At 69.3% G+C, this 17,329-nt stretch carries 13 protein-coding genes; 2 read left to right on the forward strand and 11 right to left on the reverse strand.

Translation table 11 applies throughout. The features are described from left to right. Nucleotides 1-2: 2 nt before the first annotated feature. The 6 genes from EP757_RS25630 to EP757_RS25655 are packed head-to-tail and all read right to left on the reverse strand — an operon-like array spanning nucleotide 3 to nucleotide 8,104. The gene (locus EP757_RS25630; RefSeq protein ID WP_127550134.1) at nucleotides 3-1,454 is read right to left on the reverse strand and encodes a cryptochrome/photolyase family protein; all 1,452 of its coding nucleotides are present in this window, start codon (nucleotides 1,452-1,454) and stop codon (nucleotides 3-5) included. A 29-nt stretch (nucleotides 1,455-1,483) separates the two neighbouring features. Continuing rightward, complete coding sequence (locus EP757_RS25635; protein WP_127550136.1) at nucleotides 1,484-3,049, reverse strand: FAD-dependent oxidoreductase; 1,566 nt, start codon at nucleotides 3,047-3,049, stop codon at nucleotides 1,484-1,486. A gap of 30 nt (nucleotides 3,050-3,079) precedes the next feature. Then, complete coding sequence (locus tag EP757_RS25640; protein WP_127550138.1) at nucleotides 3,080-5,035, reverse strand: right-handed parallel beta-helix repeat-containing protein; 1,956 nt, start codon at nucleotides 5,033-5,035, stop codon at nucleotides 3,080-3,082. A gap of 14 nt (nucleotides 5,036-5,049) precedes the next feature. Next, entirely contained in the window at nucleotides 5,050-5,856 is an 807-nt protein-coding gene (locus tag EP757_RS25645; RefSeq protein ID WP_127550140.1) for a carbohydrate ABC transporter permease, read from the reverse strand. Beyond that, nucleotides 5,853-6,812, reverse strand: a complete 960-nt coding sequence (locus EP757_RS25650) for a carbohydrate ABC transporter permease (protein WP_127550141.1) — start codon at nucleotides 6,810-6,812, stop codon at nucleotides 5,853-5,855. The genes EP757_RS25645 and EP757_RS25650 overlap by 4 nt, the downstream gene beginning before the upstream one ends. Nucleotides 6,813-6,814: 2 nt before the next feature. Beyond that, entirely contained in the window at nucleotides 6,815-8,104 is a 1,290-nt protein-coding gene (locus EP757_RS25655; RefSeq protein WP_127550143.1) for an ABC transporter substrate-binding protein, read from the reverse strand. 176 nt (nucleotides 8,105-8,280) lie between these two features. Here EP757_RS25655 and EP757_RS25660 point away from each other — a divergent pair, with 176 nt between their 5' ends. Further along, the gene (locus tag EP757_RS25660; RefSeq protein ID WP_127550145.1) at nucleotides 8,281-9,807 is read left to right on the forward strand and encodes an alpha-N-arabinofuranosidase; all 1,527 of its coding nucleotides are present in this window, start codon (nucleotides 8,281-8,283) and stop codon (nucleotides 9,805-9,807) included. 22 nt (nucleotides 9,808-9,829) lie between these two features. Here the strand turns inward: EP757_RS25660 and EP757_RS25665 are convergent, their stop codons facing one another. Together EP757_RS25665 and EP757_RS25670 are read right to left on the reverse strand one after the other, a co-directional pair. Further along, nucleotides 9,830-11,302, reverse strand: a complete 1,473-nt coding sequence (locus tag EP757_RS25665) for an endo-1,4-beta-xylanase (protein ID WP_127554435.1) — start codon at nucleotides 11,300-11,302, stop codon at nucleotides 9,830-9,832. A 273-nt stretch (nucleotides 11,303-11,575) separates the two neighbouring features. Continuing rightward, complete coding sequence (locus EP757_RS25670; protein ID WP_127550146.1) at nucleotides 11,576-12,190, reverse strand: TetR/AcrR family transcriptional regulator; 615 nt, start codon at nucleotides 12,188-12,190, stop codon at nucleotides 11,576-11,578. A 105-nt stretch (nucleotides 12,191-12,295) separates the two neighbouring features. Between EP757_RS25670 and EP757_RS25675 the strand changes: the two genes are divergently transcribed. Beyond that, nucleotides 12,296-13,729 (forward strand): MFS transporter, encoded by a 1,434-nt coding sequence (locus EP757_RS25675; protein ID WP_127550148.1) that lies wholly within the window; start codon nucleotides 12,296-12,298, stop codon nucleotides 13,727-13,729. Between the two features lie 1,112 nt (nucleotides 13,730-14,841). Here the strand turns inward: EP757_RS25675 and EP757_RS25680 are convergent. The 3 genes from EP757_RS25680 to EP757_RS25690 are packed head-to-tail and all read right to left on the reverse strand — an operon-like array spanning nucleotide 14,842 to nucleotide 17,326. Beyond that, nucleotides 14,842-15,606 (reverse strand): enoyl-CoA hydratase, encoded by a 765-nt coding sequence (locus EP757_RS25680; protein WP_127550150.1) that lies wholly within the window; start codon nucleotides 15,604-15,606, stop codon nucleotides 14,842-14,844. Continuing rightward, nucleotides 15,606-16,574 carry a nitronate monooxygenase family protein gene (locus EP757_RS25685; protein ID WP_127550152.1) on the reverse strand — a complete coding sequence of 323 codons (969 nt, stop codon included), beginning with the start codon at nucleotides 16,572-16,574 and terminating at the stop codon, nucleotides 15,606-15,608. The genes EP757_RS25680 and EP757_RS25685 overlap by 1 nt, the downstream gene beginning before the upstream one ends. Beyond that, complete coding sequence (locus EP757_RS25690; protein WP_127550154.1) at nucleotides 16,571-17,326, reverse strand: SDR family NAD(P)-dependent oxidoreductase; 756 nt, start codon at nucleotides 17,324-17,326, stop codon at nucleotides 16,571-16,573. The genes EP757_RS25685 and EP757_RS25690 overlap by 4 nt, the downstream gene beginning before the upstream one ends. Between the last annotated feature and the right edge of the window lie 3 nt (nucleotides 17,327-17,329).

Raw genomic sequence — 17,329 nt, forward strand, 5'->3', positions numbered from 1 at the left:
CGTCACGGGGCTCGGGACCCGCGGGATTCCTCCTGCTCGATCACGGCTTCCAGGTCGGACAGGCGGCCCAGGCCATGCAGCGGCCGGCGCATGCGGTGGTTGCCGGCCAGGTCCTGTTCGTGGCGGGCCAGGAAACTCCAGTAGCCGGCCGTGTAGGGGCAGGCGTCGTCGCCGAGGCGGATCTTCGGGTTGTAGCGGCAGCCACCGCAGTAGTCGCTCATCCGGTTGATGTAGGCGCCGCCGGCCGCGTACGGCTTCGTGCTCATCCGGCCGGCGTCGGCGAACTGGCTCATGCCGATCACGTTGGCGGTCATCACCCACTCGTAGCCGTCGACGAACGAGCGGTGGAACCAGTCGGCGAGCGCACCCGGCTGCCAGCCCCGCTGCATCGCGTAGTTGCCGAGCACCATCAGGCGCGGGATGTGGTGCACCCAGCCGTGGTCGCGGACACCGGCGAGCACGTCGGAGAGGCAGCGCGCCGACACCGCGTCGGCGTCCAGGCCGGCGAACCACGCGGGCAGGGATTCACCGGCGCCGAGGGAGTTCGAGGCGCGATAACCCGGTTCGAAGTACCAGTACAGATGCCAGATGAAGTCCCGCCAGCCGAGGATCTGCCGGACGAAGCCTTCCACGCAGCGGAGATCAACACCTTTGCTGCGGTACGCGTCCTCCGCCCGTTCGATCACCTCCACCGGATCGAGGAGTCCCAGGTTGATCGATGCGCTGAGCATGCTGTGCGCCATGAACGGATTCCCGGCCAGCATGGCGTCCTCATAGGGGCCGAACAGTGGCAGGCGGTGCTCCACGAAGTGGTCGAGCCGGGCGAGCGCCTCCACCCGGGTGGCCGGGAACAGCCGCGGCCCGTCCCGGCCGGCGAACCGGATCCCGTCGTCACGTTCCCACCGGTCGAGGTCCGCGCGTACCCGCTCATCGATCTCGTCCTCGACGATGGGCGGCGGTGCTGGGATGTGCAGGGCGGCGGGCGGCGGCTCCCGGTTGTCGGCGTCGAAGTTCCAGCGTCCGCCGGCCGGTTCGGCACCGTCCATGAGGACGTCGTGGTGACGCCGGGCGTGCCGGTAGAAGTCCTCCAGCCGCAGGTGATCGCGTCCCTGCGCCCACGCCACGAAGTCCTGCGGAGCGGTGACGAAACCGCGCGGCGGCAGCATCTCCACGCCGGGGAGACGTCTCACCAGGGCACGGGCGGCCCGGGAGGTCGGATGGCAGACGGTCACGGGTTCGGTGACGGCCTCCGCGTAGGTCTCCGCCCGTACCAGAGAACATCGATCGTCATCGGCGGCGAGATGGCGCAGAGCCGAGAGCACGAGGTGGGCTTTCTGGCGGTGGAAGACCCGGCGGCGGAACACGGCCTTCGACTCGACGAGCAGGACCGGCTGGTCGGGGGAGTCGAGGAAGTGCGGGCCCAACTGGTCGGCGAACAGCCACCGGCGTGTCATACCGGACATAATGCCGCATCACCACGATGTCAGGAGGTCAACACCCGCTGGTGGAGGGCGGTGACGGCGGCGCGGGCGGACAGGAAGGCGCCGTGCTGCCAGGCGACCGCCTGACTGAGCCAGTCCCCGGCGAAGTAGACCCGGCCGGCCGGTTGCAGCAGCGGCCGGAACGACGACCACGGATACGCCCAGGCACCCGCCAGATGCGGCATGCGCTGCCAGGCCACCGAGAAGCCGGAGGTGAGTTCGGAGCGGTACTTCTCGCCGTGGATCTTCACGCCCTGCTCGACCGCCCGGGTGAGCCGCGCGGCCGGGGTCAGCGCGGCGTAGGCGTCGGCCTCCGCGCCGAAGTTGTAGTACCCGACGACCAGACCGCGGCGAGCGTGGAAGTCGTACGACGGGTACCAGACCTGCGTGATGTCCAGGTCGGTCTGCGTCGCCCCGCCGTAGATCCGCAGGTCGGTCTCCCACCAGCGGCTGCGGTACTCCATGCCGATCTTGCCGGCTCCGAACGGGACGAACGCGGCGAGCGCGGCGGCCACGTCGGCGGCGAAGTTGTGCGGAATCCTCGACATGAGGTGCGGCGGCAGCGCGGCGATGCAGTAGTCGGCGGTGACGGCGTGCTCGCGACCACCCTGCCGGTAGGTGACGACCACGTCCTCGGCGCGGCCGGTCACGGTGAGGACCTGGGCGCCGAGCCGGATCCGGTGCCGCCCGGCCGCCGTGGCGAGGGCGCTCACGATCCGGTCCATCCCGCCGACCGGCTGGAACATCATCATCGCCTGGTCGTACGCGGAGTCGAAGCTGAGGTAGCGGCCCACCTCGCTGGCGAGGACGTCGGACAGCGACGGCGGCCCGGGCAGCGGCGTGCCGGCGTCCTCGCCCGCCCCGGGGTACGAGAGGAAGCCGCGCCGGCTGGATCCGGTGTACTCGTGGGCGGGCCCGATGTCGCCGAAGTCCTCCACGAAGGCCAGCAGCCGTTCCTTGTCCTCGGCGGTCAGCTGCCCGTCCAGCGCGCCCTGGTCGGTGGCCTTGGCGAGCAGTTCGGCGACGTACCCGTAGAGGTCGGCCTTCGCGGTCCGGAACCGGACCGGGGGACCGGCGGCCTCGTTGTAGATCAGCGCGTCCGCGTTGGCGTTGACGAACGGCTGGATCGGCACGCCCAGTTCCCGGCAGTAGTCGAGGGTGACCATCCACTGGGCGATGCGGGCCGGACCGGCGTTGAAGTAGGTGCCCGGTGAGAACGCGGCCCGCTGGGTGTGCCCGTCGAGATCGGTCAGCGCCGTGCCGCCGCGAACCGTGAGGTTGCGGCCGCCGGCGATGTCGCGCGCCTCCAGCACGGTGCAGTCGTAGCCGGCCTTGCCCAGCTCGTAGGCGCAGGTCAGCCCGGCGATGCCGGCGCCGAGGACGACCACCTTCCGGGCGGCCCGGCCGGTGAGCCGGAAGTCGGAGGGCTGCGGTGGGTGGAACGGCGGGGTGGCCGCTCGCGCCGGCGCGAGGCCGAGCGCGCCCATGGTTGCGAAGAGCGCGCCCGCCCCGCCGCTGACACCGACCGACTGAAGGAACCGGCGCCGCGTCACCTCCCCGTCACGCATCGCCCGAGTGTATCGACATGCGCAAATGGATCACCAGATGCGGGTGCGGCTGCTCCCCGCGCCCAGACCGGCGAGCGGACCGGCCGGATAGGCCGAGGAGGGCTCCTTGCCGGCGCCGGTCAGGTCGGTGGCGACGACCGCCGGCGTGCCGTCGAGCTCCTCGAACTCGGCGTCGGCGAACCGGACCCGTTCGAGATCGCGCCCGCCGACCGGGGTGATCGCGGCGTCGGCGAAACCGGCAGGCAGGTCGGTCACCAGGTAGACCTCGTCGCCGTCCGCGACGACCGCCGCCGACGCGTCGGACAGGACCAGGGCGGCGCGCTCGCCGGCGAACGGGCGTGCCCCGGCCGCGTAGACGTTGTTCCGCGCGTACACGGCCTGCTTGACGGTGAGGAACCGCTGGTGATCGCCGGGCGGCTGCTCCTCGATGCGCTGGAGGTATTCGTCGAAGGACGCCGGGTAGGCGTCGTAGCCGGCCAGGCCCGCGTGCGCCGGCTCGTTGCCCTCCGGGACCGACGCCCCGTACGCCGTGGCCGGGTCCCCGCCCACGAAGAGGTTGCCGATCCACCGGTCGTCGCCGCCGACGATGAACGCGTAGCCGGCGACCTGCGTGCTGTGCGGCAGGTGGTACGGCGTGGCCCGGTCCATCACCGGCATCAGCCACACGGTCCCGCAGAGCAGGTTGTTCACGAACGCCCCGCCCTGACTCCACACCTCCAGCGACACCGGCGAGGCGAGGATGTTGTGCTCCACGAGGTACGGGCCGTGGCTGACCTCGACGAACAGGTCCCGGTTGTTGTCGTGGTAGATGTTGCGGGAGACCCGGGTGCCCTGCGTCTGCCAGTCCAGCCAGGTGCCCAGCGAGCAGTCGTGGATGCGGTTGTGCCGGATCTCGACGTCGATGGCGGCGTGCAGCTTGATGCCGCCGATCTCGTATCCGTAGAACTCCCGCTTGAGGGCGATGTTGTAGATGTGGTTGTCCTCGATGGTGGAGAAGACGCAGCCGAGGTGCCCGACGATGCCGTTCTGCCCGCAGTCGAAGATGGTGTTGCGGCGGATCACGTGCGAGCCGATGTGCTCGCGGTCCCAGCCGATCTGCCGGGCCGCGAAGACCGACTCCAGCTGATATTGGTAGCCGGGCTTGTCGCCGCGCTCGGTGGCGTAGTTGTGCCCGGTCGACGCCTCCTTGCCGATCGAGATCGCCGAGCACTTCGCGTCGTGGATGACGTTGTCCTCGATGATCCAGCCCTTGGCCCAGTTCGGCCCGATGAGGCCCGGCTGGTCGGCGGTGGGCGGCGTCCACGGGGTGGCCGCCTGAGCCAGCTCGAAGCCGCGGACGGTGATGTAGTCCAGGTGCGGCACGAGCGGGTAGAAGACCGAGCGGCGGACGTTGATCTCGACCACCTCGGCGTTCGGGTCGGCGCCCTGGAAGTTCGCCCAGATCGTGGTCGCCTCGGTGCCGACCTCGGCGTACCAGACCAGCAGCGTCTGTTCCGGGTTGCGGACGCGGGTGGTCGCACCGGTCCAGTCGTCGGTCATCTCGGTGCGCTTCTCCGGATCGGAGACCTCGGCACGCGAGGCGGCCTCGTAGAAGCTGAGCCCGTTGAGGTAGACGTCGCCGAGGTGCTTGCCGTAGACGACCCAGTCCCCGGCGAGCTCCTCGGCGAACGGGTTGAAGTCGCCGAACAGCGTGTTGGGCACCGTCGCCTTCCACACCGTGCCGCCGTCCGGCTCCCAGTCGGTGATCCGCTCGGAGCCCTTGATGACGACGTGCTCGCCCTCGGCCGCCTGATAGGTGATGCGGCGGTTGTCGCTCAGGCCGCCGCGGCGCGGAGTCACCCATTCCCGGTACTCCCCGGCGTGCACGATCACCGTGTCGCCGGGCCGGGCGAGCGCGGCGGCCCGGTTGATGGTCCGGAACGGCCGCTGCGCCGAACCGTCGGCGTCGTCGTTCCCCGTGGTCGCCACGTGCAGCAGCGATGTCATGGCGTGTGAACCTTTCATCCTTTGACGGCGCCGGTGAGGCCACCGACGATGCGGCGTTCGAAGAGGCTGAAGAACACCAGCGCGGGAATCATCGACAGTGAGGTGAACGCGAGCACCTTGGCGGTGTCCACCGAATATTGCGAGGAGAACGCCTGCACCCCCAGCGGCAGGGTGAACCCATCCTGGTCATTGAGGATGAACAACGGCAACAGGTAGCTGTTCCAGCTGTTCACGAACGCCAGGATGCCGACCGTGATCAGTCCCGGCACGGACAACGGCAACACCATCCGCCAGAAGAAGCCGAGCCGGCTGCACCGGTCGATCGCGGCGGCCTCCTCGAGCTCCCGGGGGATGGCGCGCAGGAACGGCACCAGGATGATGACCGTCGTGGGCAGTCCGAAGGCGATCTGCGGGAGGATGACGCCGGGGAGCGTGTTCACCAGCCCGAGATTCTTGATCAGGATGTACAACGGGGTGATCGCGACCGTTGCCGGGAACATCAGACCGGCGGCGAACAGGGCGTACATGGCGGCCCTGCCCTTGAATCGGTAGCGCGCCAGAACGTAACTGGCCATCACCCCGAGCGCGACGACACCGAGGGTCGTGGCGACCGCCACGATCGTCGAGTTGCCGACCTGCCGCCAGAAGACGTCGCCGGTCAGCACGTCGGTGTAGTTGCCGATGACCCACGGGTCGGGAAGGCCGGCGGGGTCGACGGTGATCTGCGAGTTGGTCCGGAAGCCGCCGATGATGATGTAGAAGACCGGCCCGAGCATGACGCCGATCAGCACCAGCGCGACGAAGTAGCGGGAATGTCTCATGCGTGTCCCTCGGTGTCCCGGCGCAGCACGAACCGCTGGTACACCAGTGCGATGATCATGGAGATGGTGAAGAGGACGACGGCGACCGCGTTGCCGTAGCCGTAGTTGGCGGCGTTGCGGCCCTCGGTGACCATGTACGTCGCCATGGTCGAGGTGCCGGCGGTCGAGGCGACGTACTGCCCCCAGATGATGTAGACCAGGTCGAACAGCTGCAGCGCGCCGATGATCGACAGGAACGCCCAGATCCGGATGGTCGGCCCGAGCAGTGGCAGCGTGATCCGCCACTGCGTCTGCCAGTAGGTGGCGCCGTCCATCGCGGCCGCCTCGCTCAGCTCCTCCGGGATGTTCTGCATCCCGGCCAGGAACAGGATCACCGCGAACCCGATGTACTTCCAGGTGAGGATCATCATCAGGGTCCAGATGGCCAGGTCCGGGTTGGACAGCCAGTCCTGGGCCAGGCCGTCGAGACCGACCGAGCGCAGGACGCCGTTCACCGCGCCGTCGCTCTGCAGCAGCAGCGCCCAGGCCGTCCCGGCGATGACCTCGGCGATCACGTACGGGACGAAGATCAGCACCCGGATCAGCGACCGGCCGCGCATCCGCTGGTTGAGCAGCAGCGCCAGACCGACCGCGATCGGGCCCTGGATGATCAGCGACAGCACGACGATCTGCCCGTTGTGGATCAGCGCCTCATGGAAGGCGGGATCCTGCAGGATCGTGACGTAGTTGTCCAGGCCGACGAAGTCGGTCGGCGGGCCGAAGCCCTTCCACCGGTAGAACCCGTAGTAGGCGGCCATCGCGACCGGGACGATCACGAAGCCGATGAAGACCAGGATCGCCGGGCCGGACAGCGCCACGATCTCCAGCCGCTGGGCCCAGCCGATCCCTCGCCGGCGGGGCCGGACCGGCGGCGGCGTCCGCACGCCACCACCGGTCCGCACCTCGGTGACCGTCACGGTCAGCCCTTCTTGGCCGCGTCGTTCACGGCCTGGATGATCCCGGCGACGTCGCCCTTGCCGGCCAGCAGGTTCACCACGCCGACGTTCAGCGCGTTACCCACGTTCTGCCCGTAGATGGTGTCCAGCCACTGCGAGACGTACGGCGCCTTGTTGTACGCGTCGAGCACCGCCTTGAGGTAGTCCTCGGTGACCGCGCCCTGCGCCTCCTTGCTCACCGGCAGCGCGTTGAACGCCTTGTAGTACCCCTCCTGCACGTCCTTGGTCAGGATGTAGTTGAGGAAGTCCGCGCACTCCTTCGGCGCCTGGGCCGAGCAGGAGTAGCCGTCCGCGCCACCCATGATCGCGGCCGGGTCGCCCTGGCCGCCCGGCACCGCCGGGAACGGGAAGTAGCCCAGGTCGGGCAGCGGCTTGGCGTCCTTGGTCAGCGACGCGATGACACCCGGGTCCCAGGCGCCCATCAGTTCCATGCTCGCCTTGTAGTTCGCCACCAGGCCGGCCGAGCTGCCCGCGCCCTGCTGCGCCGACGTGGTCAGGAAGCCGTCGTTGAACGGTTTCGTGTCGGCGAACGCCTTGAGGTCCTCGCCGGCCTTGGTCCAGCAGGCGTCGGTGAAGTCCTTGCTCTTGGCGGCCGCGTCGAGCGAGGCCTTGCTGCAGGCGCGCAGCGCGAAGAAGTAGTACCAGTGGGCGGCCGGCCAGGCGTCCTTGGCGCCGAGCGCGACCGGCGTGCCGTTGGCCTTGAGCTTGCCCACCGCCTGGTTGAACTCCTCGATCGTGGTCGGCGTCGTGGTGACCCCGGCCTTCGCGAAGACGTCCTTCGAATACCAGAGACCACCAGGCAGGATCGAGACCGGTACGGCGTAAGCCTTGCCGTCGACCTGCCCCGTCCCGAGAACGGCCTCCCCGACCGCCGCCTTCGTCTCGGCGGTGATGTCGGCGGTGATGTCCTTGAGCTGACCGGCCTCGACCATCGCGGCCATCTTGCCGCCACCGCGCTGCAGGAAGATGTCCGGCGCCGAACCCGAGTTCAGCGCGGTCTGCAGCTTGCCGTCCAGATCCTCGTTCTGCACCTGCTGAATCTTGATCTTCACGGTCGGGTGGGCGGTCTGGAAGTCGGCGACCGTCTTCTCCCAGAAGGCCTTACCCGGACCGGTCGTGGCGTTGTGCCAGAACTGCATCTCGACGTTGCCGCCGGCGTCTGAGCCGCCGTCGTCATCGCTGCTACAGGCGGACAGGCCGGTGACCGCGAGCGCCATCGCGGCGGCTGCGGCGAGGGTTCTCCTGGGGAACATGTGATGCCCACCTCTCGGTAGCGAAAGTTTCGGAAGTGATCCGGAAGATGCGGCTCAAGTTAGAGAGCGATTTATGGACATGTCAAGGTGTGGTGCGCCAGGATGGCAACACGTTCGAAATCAGTGGGGCTCAGCCGGATCCGAAACTTCCGGACGATGTCCCGGAAAGGCAGCGGATGACCCTCGAAGCCGTCATCAACCTCGACCTCGGCGGGCCGCGCATCAGCCGGCACCTCTACGGTCACTTCGCCGAGCACCTGGGCCGCTGCGTCTACGGCGGCTTCTACGTCGGTGAGGACTCGGCCATCCCGAACGAGGGCGGCATCCGGCTGGACGTCGTCGACGCGCTGCGCGCCCTGGGCATCCCGAATCTGCGCTGGCCGGGCGGCTGCTTCGCCGACGAGTACCACTGGCAGGACGGCATCGGGCCGCGCGACCGGCGGCCGGTCATGGTCAACACGCACTGGGGTGGGGTCGAGGAGAACAACCACTTCGGCACGCACGAGTTCATGGCCCTGTGTGAGCTGCTCGGCGCCGAGCCGTACATCAGCGGCAACGTCGGCTCCGGGACGGTCCGGGAGATGAGCGAGTGGGTCGAGTACCTGACCCGCGGCGGCGACTCGCCGATGGCGCGGCTGCGCGCCGCGAACGGCCGCGAGGAGCCGTGGCGGGTCCGGTTCTGGGGCCTGGGCAACGAGGCGTGGGGCTGCGGCGGCAACATGACCGCCGAGCACTACGCGCACCAGGCCCGCCAGTACGGGACCTACTGCCGCGACTACGGCGACAATCAGCTCTACAAGATCGCCGCGGGCGCGAACGGCGAGGACTACGCGTGGACCGAGACGCTGATGAAGCAGCTCGCCCACCTCGGCTGCCGGCGGATCACCAGCACGATGTACCACGCGCTGTCCCTGCACCACTACACGATCACCGGGCCCAGCTGGGACGAGAAGGGTTCGGCGACGGACTTCGGCACCGGCGAGTTCTACGCGACGATGGTGGCCGCGGCCCGCATCGAGGAGTTGATCGCCGGGCACGCCGCCGTGATGGACTGCTACGACCCGGGGAAGAGCGTCGGGCTGGTCCTGGACGAGTGGGGCACCTGGTTCGACGTCGAGCCGGGCACGAACCCGGGCTTCCTGTACCAGCAGAACACCCTGCGCGACGCGCTCGTGGCGAGCGTGCATTTCGACGTCTTTCATCGGTACGCCGACCGTCTCGTGATGGCCAACATCGCGCAGACCGTCAATGTGCTCCAGGCCATGGTCCTCACTGATCCGGACTCGGACGCGATGGTGCTGACCCCGACCTACCACGTCTTCGCGATGAACCGCGGACACCAGGACGCGACGTCGCTGCGGGTGGATCCGCGTACCGCACCGCCGTCCCGGCCGGTCGGTGACACGACGCTGACCACGGTCTCGATGTCGGCCAGCCGCAAGGACGGCCGGCTGCTCGTCTCGCTGTCCAACCTCGACGCCGAAGCGGCCGCCGACGTGGCGATCGACCTGCGGGGCGGCACCGCCGGGCAACCCGAAGCCCTGATCCTCACGGCCGGTGCGCCACAGGACCACAACACCCCGCAGGCGCCGTCGGCGGTGGCGCCCCGGCCGTACGACGGGGTGTCACTGACCGGCGGCACGTTGCGGGTGCACCTACCCGCCCACGCGTTCGTCACCGTGAGCGCCGGACTCGGGAAGTAGGTCCGGCGCTCACGGTGAACCGTCAGCTCAGGCTGAACCGCTGGTTGGCCTGCCCGTTGCAGTCGTAGATCTGCACCTGCTGACCGTTGCCGGTGCCCCACACGTCCAGGCAGCGCCCGGACTGGACGCCGGTGATGGTGCCGTTGGCGTTGACGTTCCACTGCTGGTTGGCCTGGCCGTTACAGGTGTAGATCTGCACGGCCGAGCCGTTTGCGGAACCGGCGGCGTCCAGGCAGCGCGTGCCGTACACGGTCAATTGCCTGCTGGACGTGAGCGTCCACTGCTGATTGGCCTGCCCGTTGCAGTCGTAGAGCTGCACCCGCGTGCCGTTGTTCTGCGACGCGTTCGGCACGTCGACGCACCGGCCCGACTGGCTGCCGACGATCCGGCCCTGCCCAGCGGGCGGGGTTGAACTGGAGCTCGGGCTGGGGCTCGCGCTGCCGCTCTGCGACGGGTTCGGAGTGGCGCCGTTGAGGGCGTTGAGCACCGACGTGTAGGCGGCCTTCTTGTTGCCGTTGCCGTCGAACAGCAGCGGGTTCTCGCTCGCCCGCCACGAGTCGCTGTCCCGGACGCCCCACACCGTGATGCCGATGCACCGCGGCACGTTGAGGCAGGCCTGGGTGAGCCCGGCGTACTGGGTGGTCGACGCGTTCGTCACGTCCACCTCGGTCAGCGCCACGTCCACGCCGAGCGCCGCGAAACTCGACAGCGTCGTCTGGAAGTTGCCCGGCAGTGAGCTGCCACCGGTGAAGTGGGTCTGCAGGCCCACGCAGTCGATCGGCACGCCACGGGCCTTGAAGTCCCGGATCATGTTGTAGACGCCCTGCGTCTTCCCGTACGACCAGTTCTCGATGTTGTAGTCGTTGTAGCAGAGCTTGACCGACGGGTCGGCGTTGCGCGCGGTGCGGAACGCCACCTCGATCCAGTCGTTGCCGGTGCCCTGCAGGTTCGACGACCGGCGGCTGCCGTCCTCGTTGAAGGCCTCGTTGACGACGTCCCACGCGGCGAGCTTGCCCTTGTAGTGGCCCATCACGCCGTTGATGTGATCGATCATGGCCTGGCGCAGGCTGCTGCCGCTGAGGCTCTGCATCCAGCCGGGCTGCTGCGCGTGCCAGGCGAGGGTGTGGCCGCGGACCTTCAAGCCGCGCTGGGTCGCCCAGTTGTAGATCTGGTCGCCGGCGCTGAAGGTGAACTGACCGCGCTGGGGCTGCGTGGCGTCCGGCTTCATCTCGTTCTCGGCCGTGATCATGTCGAACTCACGACCAGCGATGGTGCTGTACGTCGAGTTGCTCAGCCGGCTCGCGGCGATCGCGGTGCCGAAGTACCGGCCGGATTGCTGGGCCGCCGCGCCGAGCGTGCTCGCCGCGGCATCGGCGTCGGGCATCGCCGTCAGCGCGCCGAACGCCCCGACGGCGGCGACGGCGCCCGTGATGAGCAAGCGCGTCGCGAACGATCGCCGCCGTGGGACGCCGGTAGAGGGGATCGGGGATGTCATTGCCACGAGGTGTCCTTTCTCGGCTCGTCATAGGGGGATCACGAGCCGGAAATAGAAGTGACTCACTTCAATGCAGGATGCTGACATGGATTCCGAGATTCCGGTAGCACCCCGGAAGTTGCGGTCGTCCAGATGGGCATCTGAGCAGGACGTATGGATTCTTAATTCGGCTCCAACGCGCGTTTCGGTCTCATCGCGCGCCGATAATTGCGGGCCGACTATCCGGTGGCCGGGCGCATAACGGATTCTGGTGGCCGGATTTCGCGCTGATCGTCAGACCGGGTCGTAGACCAGCCGCTGAATGGCCACCAGAAGGTCGTCGACGGCCTGCTGGACCTCGTCGTCGGTGGCGTGCGCGAGCCTGCTGTACCGCGAGTCGCGCAGGGCGGAGACCATCTCGGCGAGGCGGTTCGCGGCGATCGCCGTCGTGGCGGAACCCGCTGCCTGGTCGCGGGCGATCTTCTCGGCGGCACGGGAGTCGTACCGCGCCTTGGCCTTCGCCAGCAGACCGCGCAGCTCGTCGTTGGAGGTGGCGGCGGCGGCCGAGCAGTTGAGCAGGCCGGCGTTCTCCCGCCACAGCAGCGCGGCGGTGTGCAACTGCTCGCGGAGCCGGTCCGGCGCCGGGCCGTCGCTGTCGAACCACACGTGCGAGGCGGCGAAGTCGTCGGAGAGCTGCGTCATCAGCGCCGTCAGCACTGCCGGCTTGGTGGGGAAGTAGAAGTAGAAGCTGGTCCGGGAGATGCCGGCGCTGCGAGCCAGGTCGTCGATGGTGACCGACTCGTACGGCCGCTCGCTGAAGATGCGCCGGGCCACCCGCAGGATCGCTGCCTCGCGGAGGTCACCCTTCGACGGACCGGCACGGCGACGCGATGCTGCTGCCTGGCTCATTCCGCAAAGTCTCCCACGCTCGTCCGGGCCACTCTCACTGTGACGATCGACGCTGTGCCCAAAAAATTCGACGGGCCGTCGAAAAAGCAGGTTACCGTGTGCGGCGTGACCCGATCCGTACCCCCGAGGCTGTTGCTCCTCGCCGCCGCGGCCGCGACGTTCCTGCTCTCGCTGATCCAATCGATCCCCGTTCCGGTGCTGCCGCAGATCGCGCAGCAGCTGGACGCCGACCCCACCGTGGTCGGCTGGGTGACCACCGCGACCCTGCTCGCCGCCTCCGCCTGCACCCCGCTGCTCGGCCGCCTCGGGCACGTCGTCGGCATCAAGCCGGTCTTCATCGGCACCCTCGTCGTGACCCTCGCCGGCAGCGTGCTCGCCGCGACCGCGCACGACGTGACCTGGCTGATCGTCGCCCGCGTCCTGCAGGGCACCAGCTTCGGCCTGTTCCCGCTCGGCATGAGCCTGCTGCGCCACGAACTGCCCGCCGCCCGGCTGACGAGCGGCATGGCCACCGTCTCGTCGACGCTCGGTGTCGGCGGCGGTGTCGCGCTGGTCGCCGCCGGGCTGCTCACCCAGGGTGACGCCGACTACCGCCGGATCTTCTGGCTCAGCGCCGCGGTCACCGCCGTGGCCCTCGCGCTCGCCTTCACCCTGCCCCGGCGCGCCGGCAGTGGCGGCCGCGTCGACGTGCTCGGCGCCATCGTGCTCTCCGCCGGTCTCGTCAGCCTGCTGCTGCCGATCTCGCAGGGCCACACCTGGGGCTGGACGTCACCCCGCGTGCTGATCCTCTTCGCCGCCGCGATCGTCATCCTGGTCGGCTTCTGGTTCCTCGAACGCCGCACCGCCGCCCCGCTCGTCTCCGTCGAGATGCTGCGCCGCCGTCCGATCCTGATCGCCAACCTGGCGGCCATGGCGGTGGGCTTCGCGATGTTCGCCCTGCAGCTCGCCACCAGCTACTTCGTGCAGAGCCCGCGCGCCGCGACCGGGTTCGGCTTCACCGCCACCTCGCTGCAGACCAGCCTGATCTTCCTGCTGCCGGGCGCGGCTGCCAGCGTCGTCATGGGCCCGCTCGCCGGCCGGCTGATGGGGCGGATCGGCGCACGGAACGTCCTGGTCCTGGCCTGTGGCCTGGCCGCCCTCGGCATGGCGTCGCTGACGGTCCTGCACGGCACCCGGGCGGAGACCATCACGGCCTTCGTGGTGGCCAGCTGCGCGATCGCGATGGCGTACGCCGCGATGCCCGCCCTGCTGGTCAGCCACGTGCAGCCGGCCGAGACCGGCATCGCCAACTCGGTCAACTCCATCATGCGCACCGTCGGCGGCACCATCGGCGGCGCCCTGGTCATCACGATCCTGGCCGCGCAGTCGGAGTCCTATGGCCCGGTCTCGCTGCCGACCGAGAACGCCTACCGGCTGAGCTACGCCCTGGGCGCCATCGTCTTCGCGGTCGGTGGCCTGCTGGTGCTGCTCTTCCTCGACCGCCCGGCGCGCCGAGCCCGTGCACGGGTCTCCGAGGTGGCTGCTCCCGCCATTGCCTGACTTCGCCTGGAGCTCCGATGCCGGCCCGGCCGTCGATGTCATCGGCCCTCCCCAGATCTTGAGCGATCGTGCACAGCCGGGTGTGCGCGATCGCTCAAGATTCGCTGTGGGCGTGGGCGTGGGCGTGGGCGTGGGCGTGGGCGTGGGGGCGATCCTTCGGCGGAGGGAGCACTGCCAGATCTTGAGCGATCGTCGATCCCTCGTGGGACAAAGTTGCTCAAGATTCGAGGTTGAGCGGGGCTGAGAGCTTCGGCCGAACAGGACTCGGCCTCATGCTCGGTCGATCGGGTCGATGCGCGGCCGGCCGGGATGGTGCTGGGGCTGGTCGGGGTGGTGATGGGGGCAGGCCGGGGTGATTCTGAGCCGGCCGGGCTGGTGCGGGATGGTGCTGAGCCGGCCGGGATGGTGCTGAGCGGCCGGGGTGGTTCTGAGCGGCCGGGGTGGTGCTGGGTCGATCCGGCCCGGGTAATGCTGTCAGCGGTGGGTGCCGTCTGCAGATCTTGAGCGATCCTGCACATCCGGGTGTGCACGATCGCTCAAGATCCGCGGCGGGCGGCGGGCGGCGGGCGGCGGCCGGCGGGCGGCGGCCGGGCCGGGGCGATCCATCGACGGCGGTAGTGTTCCCCAGATCTTGAGCGATCGTCGATCCCTGGCTGGACAAAGTCGCTCAAGATTCGGGGTCGAGCGGGGCTGAAAGCTTCGGCCGAACAGGGCTCGGTCGATCGAACTCATGCTCGGCCGGTCACGGCAGTGTTGGTCGGGGCAGTGCTGGTCCGGTCAGGGCACGGGAGGTCCAGGGCAGGGCTGGTCAGGGCAGGGCAAGGCAGGGCAGGTCCGGCCGGGGCATCGCTGGGCCGGTCGGGGTCATGCTGTCAGCGGTGGTGCCGCTCGCCGTTTGCCGATCTTGAGCGATCATGCACAGCCGGGGGTCTGAGATCGCTCAAGATCTGCCTTGCGAGGCGATCAGCGGCCAGGAAGTCAATGTCTGCCACGCTGCCCGCCTGCCTTCATGCCGCCGTCATGCCTGCCTGCCGTGCCGCCCCTCCCAGATCTTGGGCGATCGTGCCCATCCCGAGGTCCGCGATCGCTCAAGATTTGTGGTGGAGGGACGGTCAGCGGCCAGTGAAATAGGGCGTCTGCTTCGAGCGAAAAGCAGCCAGCGCCGTCTGGAAATCGGAGCTTTCGAGGAGGGCCGACTGCCCCTCCGCCTCGCGCTTCAGGCTGTCCTCGAGGACGCCCAGCGTAGCGGCGTTCACCGCTCGCTTGGCGGCGGTCAAGGCCAGGGGCGCCGCGCGGGAGAGCCTGGTGGCCAGCTCGTCCACGTCGTTCTTCAGGGAGGACGGGTCGACGACGCGGTGGATCAGGCCCCACTCGGCGGCGGTGGTGGCGGGCAGGCGTTCGCCGAGCAGGGAGAGGGACATGGCCCGGGCGCGGCCGATGTTCGCCGGGACCAGCAGGGTGGCGCCGCCGTCCGGCATGAGGCCCACCTTGACGAAGGCCAGCTGGAAGAACGCGTCGGTCGACGCCAGGACGAAGTCGCAGGCCAGCGCGATCGAGCAGCCCACGCCGGCGGCCGGGCCGTGCACCGATGCCACGACCGGCTGGGGGAGCGCGATGAGGGTACGGATCAGCTGGTTGGCGGAGTGCAGGGTCGCGGCGGGCGGGGCGTCGGTGACCGTCGTCAGGTCGGCCCCGGAGCTGAAGGCCCGGCCCGCTCCGGACAGGACTATCACCCGTACCGCGGGATCCTCGGCCGTCTCGGTCAGCAGCTCGGTCAGATCGTCGAGCACCTGCGAGGTCACGGCGTTGAGGACGTGCGGCCGGTTGAAGGTCAGGCGCAGCACCGGGCCGTCACGGTGGCAGTCGATGTCGCTCATCACGCCACCGTCGCGGCGAGCCGGCGCGTGATGAGCGACGAGGCCTCGGTGACGATGCGGTCGATGAGTTCGGCGCAGGTCGGCACGTCGTTGATCAGGCCTTGGACCATGCCGACCGTCCAGATGCCGGCGTCCAGGTCGCCGTCCTCGAACACCTTGCGGCCGCGGACACCGGCCACCAGCGGAGCGATGTCCGGGAACGTGCCGCCGCCCTCCAGAATCTCCACGACCGAGCGGCTGACCTCGTTGCCGGCCACCCGTGCCGTGTTCCGCAGCTGGCGGAAGATCAGCTGGGTGCCGCGCTCGTCGCCGTCGACGATGGCCTGCTTGACCTTGTCGTGGATCGGGGATTCGACGGTGCACATGAAGCGGCTGCCCATGTTGACGCCGTCGGCGCCGAGGGCCAGCGCGGCGACCAGGCCCCGGGCGTCGGCGAAGCCGCCGGATGCCAGGACCGGGATGGTGAGCCGGCTGGTGGCGGCCGGGATCAGGACGAGCCCGGGGATGTCGTCCTCGCCCGGGTGGCCGGCGCACTCGAAGCCGTCGATGCTGACCGCGTCCACTCCGACGGCTTCGGCCTTGAGGGCGTGGCGGACGCTCGTACATTTATGAATGATCTTGACGTCGTGGCTCTTGAAGAGCTCCATGTGCGGCTCGGGATTCGACCCGGCGGTCTCCACGATCGTCACGCCGGAGTCGACGATGACCTTCCGGTACTCGTCGTAGGGCGGCGGCTTGATCGTCGGCAGGATGGTGAGGTTGACGCCGAACGGCTTGCCGGTGAGCGTGCGCGCGCGCTCGATCTCCCGCGCCAGGTCGGCGGGGGTGGGCTGGGTCAGGGCGGTGATCATGCCCAGGCCGCCGGCGTCGGAGACCGCGGCGGCGAGTTCGGCACGGCCCACCCACTGCATGCCGCCCTGCACGATGGGGTGCTGGATACCGAAGGCCTCGGTGAATCGCGTCTTCATCGGGGTGCCATCCGGATCGCGCCGTCGAGCCGGATCGTCTCGCCGTTGAGCATGGGATTGGCGACGATCGCCGTCACGAGATCGGCGAACTCCGACGGCTGACCGAGCCGGGAGGGATGCGGCACCTGCGCGCCGAGCGATATACGAGCATCCTCCGGGAGACCGGCGAGCAGCGGCGTCTCGAACAGGCCGGGCGCGATGGTGACCACCCGGACCAGCGAGGAGGCCAGCTCGCGGGCGATCGGCAGGGTCATGCCGACGATGCCGCCCTTGGAAGCGGAGTACGCGGCCTGGCCGATCTGGCCCTCGAAGGCGGCGACCGAGGCGGTGTTGACGATGACACCGCGCTCGCCGTCGACCTCCGCGGCTGTGGTCAAGAACTGCGAAGCCAGCCGGATCACGTTGAACGTGCCCAGGAGGTTGACCTCGACGGTCCGGCGGAACAAGTCATAGGGGAACGGGCCGTTCTTCCCGAGCACCCGCGCCGGCGTCCCGATCCCCGCACAGTTGACCACCACCCGCAGCTGGCCCAGGCCGGCGGCCAGGTCGAGCGCGGCAGCCACCGACTCCTCGCTGGTCACGTCGCCGGGGCTGAACGCGATGTCGTCGGAGACGAGGGCTTTCCCGTCGGAGGAGGGCAGGTCGACGATCACGACCTTGGCACCGGTGGCGGCGAGGGCCCGCACGGTGGCGAGGCCGAGGCCGGAGGCGCCGCCGGTGACGAGGGCGACGTCGTGCTCGGTCAGTCTCACAGA

The sequence above is a fragment of the Actinoplanes sp. OR16 genome (assembly GCF_004001265.1).
GTDB lineage: Bacteria > Actinomycetota > Actinomycetes > Mycobacteriales > Micromonosporaceae > Actinoplanes.

Excerpts from the sequence above, each read along its gene's own strand:
- EP757_RS25660 (WP_127550145.1), top strand. The coding sequence starts at position 8,281 with ATGACCCTCGAAGCCGTCATCAACCTCGACCTCGGCGGGCCGCGCATC.
- EP757_RS25670 (WP_127550146.1), bottom strand. The coding sequence starts at position 12,190 with ATGAGCCAGGCAGCAGCATCGCGTCGCCGTGCCGGTCCGTCGAAGGGT.
- EP757_RS25685 (WP_127550152.1), bottom strand. The coding sequence starts at position 16,574 with ATGAAGACGCGATTCACCGAGGCCTTCGGTATCCAGCACCCCATCGTG.
- EP757_RS25640 (WP_127550138.1), bottom strand. The coding sequence starts at position 5,035 with ATGACATCGCTGCTGCACGTGGCGACCACGGGGAACGACGACGCCGAC.
- EP757_RS25680 (WP_127550150.1), bottom strand. The coding sequence starts at position 15,606 with ATGAGCGACATCGACTGCCACCGTGACGGCCCGGTGCTGCGCCTGACC.
- EP757_RS25665 (WP_127554435.1), bottom strand. The coding sequence starts at position 11,302 with ATGACATCCCCGATCCCCTCTACCGGCGTCCCACGGCGGCGATCGTTC.
- EP757_RS25635 (WP_127550136.1), bottom strand. The coding sequence starts at position 3,049 with ATGCGTGACGGGGAGGTGACGCGGCGCCGGTTCCTTCAGTCGGTCGGT.
- EP757_RS25645 (WP_127550140.1), bottom strand. The coding sequence starts at position 5,856 with ATGAGACATTCCCGCTACTTCGTCGCGCTGGTGCTGATCGGCGTCATG.
- EP757_RS25630 (WP_127550134.1), bottom strand. The coding sequence starts at position 1,454 with ATGACACGCCGGTGGCTGTTCGCCGACCAGTTGGGCCCGCACTTCCTC.
- EP757_RS25655 (WP_127550143.1), bottom strand. The coding sequence starts at position 8,104 with ATGTTCCCCAGGAGAACCCTCGCCGCAGCCGCCGCGATGGCGCTCGCG.